Below are 3,020 nucleotides of genomic sequence, written 5' to 3'. Positions count from 1 at the left end.
GTCCAGAGCTGCGGGCGGAAGCCGCGGCGCCGCAGGCGCGGGCGGCTGCGCAGGCGCGGCCGGTGCCGGCTCGATGGAGCCCTCTTCAGCCCCCGGCATCCGCGCCACCCCGAACACCGCGGCCACCAGGAATGCTGCGAGCGTCCCCACGGCCCCCAGGCGGAGGCGCGGGCTGCGCCGCGGAGGCTGACTCAGGCTGAGCTCGTTCTGCATGACGGGCCGCGCGGGCAACTCGCGGGCCAGGTGCCCATGGGAGGCGGCCCCGCTTGCGTGCCGGAGCGCTTCCGCCGATCTTTTCCGCCGCAGCCAACGCCGCCCCTTTCCCGTCCCCCGCCCTTCCGGGCCGGACCGGCCGCTGCTCGACGGCCGCCTCGTCTTCGTCTATCTCCCCTTCCGACCCACTACGCCCATGCGCCGGATCCGACTGCTCGTCCTCCTCGCCGGCCTGGCCGGCCTGGCCGCTTTCGCGATGCCGGCGAAGGACGGCCGCCCCCTGCTGGACTTCGCCGCCGTGAAGACCCGCTTCACCGACGCAGCGCGCGGCGGGGAGGAGTCCGGGGGCGGGGTCTACAAGTGGAAGGACGACCGCGGCAACTGGCACTACAGCAACGTGCGCCCGGAGGGCCGCGACGGCGTGCAGAAGGTGAAGGAGACGATCACCTGGGCGAAGGGATCCGGCGGCCCGGCCGAGCCGGAGGCACCCCGCAGCGAGCAGCCCCGGAGCGCCGCCGAGCTGCTCGCCGAGAGCAAGCGCCTGGGCGAGAAGACGGAAGCCCGCGAAACGGAGCTGCAGAGGGTGCTGCGCGAAGCGCAGTAAGCGCTCCGCACCCGAAAAAACGGCGCGCCCACTGGGATCTCCGGTGGGCGCGCCGTTTCGCACTTCGCACTCCCGCACTCACGCACTCCCGTTCCCCTCCACCCCGAAAGCCTTTGCGTGCCAGGAGTTCCGCAGCGGCATCTCCCACCGGCCGGCGTTCAGCTCGCCCACGGTGGTGATCGTGTTGTCGAACACCGCCGTGTCCGCCCCCACCTCGCCGGACTGCACCAGCGCGCGGAACTCCGGGCGCGACACGGTGCGAATCTCCCCGTCCGCGCCCCGGAACGTCACCCCCGAGCGGTCCAGCAGCCCGGCGCCCGTCTCCGCCTCCAGCTCCTTGAGCACGCGGAAAAGGGAGTCGATCGAGCAGCCGGAGACCCCGGTGGCGCGCTCGTCGGCGGCGACGAGCAGGAACCGGTCGTGGCGCCAGTCGCGCGCGCCGACGACGGAGTGGCCGTGCGCCAGCCACCCGTCCACGAACCGGTCCACCCGCCCCAGCAGCGCCTCCGCCTCGTCCGGCGCGAGGGGGCGGGCGGCGGCGAAGATCCACAGGCGTGCGTCGCCCGGGAGAAGGGAGAAGTCCACGGCGCTCATGGCGTTCCTCGGGTCGGGGTGTGCCTCGCCCCGGAATCTACACCCGCGCCGGACGCGGTTCCAGCGGTCACGACGGCGGGGCGTCGTCGCGGAGGCGCTCGAAGCCGCGGTAGCGTTCCATCGCGTAGGTACCGTCGAAGCCCTGCACCACCATCCCCACCATCCCGGCGGGGTCGCCGCTGATGGTGCCTCCGGCCGGGAGCCGGATGGTCCCGTCCGGCGTGCGGACCTCGGCGTAGCGCAGGGTCCCCCGCGCGGACGGCCTGCGCCCGTTGAGGTATTCGAACTCCAACTCCCGCACGACGTAGCTCACCGGGTCGATGTGGATGACGCCGCGGATGTCCAGCTCGCCCCCTCCGCGCGGCCGTACCGGGCGGAAGCGCAGCGCCAGGCCCCCACGCCCGTCGTCCGTGTCGCCCTCCAGGCAGTGTGTGCGCAGGAAGTCGTCGTCCAGCAGCTCCAGCTCGTCCGGCAGGCGCAGCAGGAACGAGGTGCGGCCCTGCTGCCCGAACCCACGGCGCCGCGCCTGCCGGGCCAGCGCCGAATCCGGGTGGTTGACGATCGTGGTGTCCTGCAGGATGCGCTGGTTGCGCAGGAAGCGGAGCCGCGCCGTGCCCTCGACCCGCCGGTCGAACGCGAACCGGTACTGCTGCTGGAATCGGCGGCGCGTCTCCACCGCCTTCTGCGCTTCGCGCCAGAGGGCGGCCAGGTCCGGCGCATCGTCCAGGCGGTCCAGCCCGTAGCAGGCGTTCCCGGACACGGAGATCCCCTCCAGCTCCACAGGCGTCAGCTCCGCGGCCAGCCTGCGGCGCACCGTCTGGCCCGCGCCCACCGCGAACGGCTCGGACGGGGCGGACACGAAGCCGACGCGGTCCATCCGCAGCCGGTAGCGCCCGGCAGCGACGCCCTCGAAGCGGAACTCTCCGCGGGCGTCGGTGAGGGTCCCCCGCAGCGGCTCGTCGCTCCCGCTGGCGGGGAGGAGCTGCACCAGCGAGAGCGGGATGGGAGCGCCGCCCTCCGCGAGCGTCGCCGTGCCGTCGATGGTGCCGGTGGCCTGCTGTGCTCGGAGCTGCGCTCCGGCTGCAAGAAAGAGGACGACGAGCGCGGAGAGCGCCGGGAGGAGGTAGCGGGAGCGCATGGGGTGCCCTGGGTCGAGGAGCCGGAAGGGATGCGCCGGTGCGGCGCCGTGTCGGCAGGGGAGAGGGCAACCGCCGTTCCGGGAGGGGCCTTCCGCGATGGCCCTCCGCAAATCGCTTCGGTGCAAGCAGTTAGGAGAGGTTACGCGCGATCGGGAGGAATAGCGGGCGAGGGGCTGTGTCCACGCCGCGGGACGGGGAGGCGTGTCGGATCGGCGCGCCCTCCGATTCTTGCCGAGGTGAATGGGGCTGTGTCGTGTAGCAGTCGGGGGAGGGGGACTCTGCCGACTCACTCCGATGCCGACCTGACAGGAAGCCCTCCCCCTGAATTGGGCTACGCATTACCCACAAGTCGAGAAGGGGGAGAACGATGGGAGCAGGAGGAGGTAAGAGGGAGGGCAGGTAGGGAGAGGAGGGAACCGAAGGCAGGAAGAGAGGTTGATGGTTGCCTGGGTGGTCGAAGAGATGCAGTC

General features: G+C 72.5%; 4 protein-coding genes. 1 reads left to right on the top strand and 3 read right to left on the bottom strand.

What is annotated here, in order from left to right; genetic code table 11:
- Positions 1-213: hypothetical protein (locus VGR37_01815; GenBank protein ID HEV2146133.1), on the bottom strand; the 213-nt coding region annotated here is incomplete at its 3' end.
- A 196-nt stretch (positions 214-409) separates the two neighbouring features.
- Here VGR37_01815 and VGR37_01810 point away from each other — a divergent pair.
- Positions 410-817, top strand: coding sequence for a DUF4124 domain-containing protein (locus VGR37_01810; protein HEV2146132.1), 408 nt, complete (start codon positions 410-412; stop codon positions 815-817).
- A 78-nt stretch (positions 818-895) separates the two neighbouring features.
- On the opposite strand, the gene VGR37_01805 is transcribed toward VGR37_01810, so the two are convergent.
- Both VGR37_01805 and VGR37_01800 read right to left on the bottom strand, forming a co-directional pair.
- Positions 896-1,411 carry a hypothetical protein gene (locus VGR37_01805; protein HEV2146131.1) on the bottom strand — a complete coding sequence of 172 codons (516 nt, stop codon included), beginning with the start codon at positions 1,409-1,411 and terminating at the stop codon, positions 896-898.
- Positions 1,412-1,478: 67 nt separating this feature from the next.
- Positions 1,479-2,549, bottom strand: coding sequence for a carboxypeptidase-like regulatory domain-containing protein (locus tag VGR37_01800; GenBank protein ID HEV2146130.1), 1,071 nt, complete (start codon positions 2,547-2,549; stop codon positions 1,479-1,481).
- Positions 2,550-3,020: the final 471 nt, after the last annotated feature.

This window comes from Longimicrobiaceae bacterium (genome assembly GCA_035936415.1).
GTDB lineage: Bacteria > Gemmatimonadota > Gemmatimonadetes > Longimicrobiales > Longimicrobiaceae > JAFAYN01.
This window is presented reverse-complemented; position numbering and strand designations above follow the sequence as displayed.

What these genes read in the sequence shown, in the direction of transcription:
- VGR37_01805 (HEV2146131.1), bottom strand. Translation starts at nt 1,411, where the DNA reads ATGAGCGCCGTGGACTTCTCCCTTCTCCCGGGCGACGCACGCCTGTGG.
- VGR37_01800 (HEV2146130.1), bottom strand. Translation starts at nt 2,549, where the DNA reads ATGCGCTCCCGCTACCTCCTCCCGGCGCTCTCCGCGCTCGTCGTCCTC.
- VGR37_01810 (HEV2146132.1), top strand. Translation starts at nt 410, where the DNA reads ATGCGCCGGATCCGACTGCTCGTCCTCCTCGCCGGCCTGGCCGGCCTG.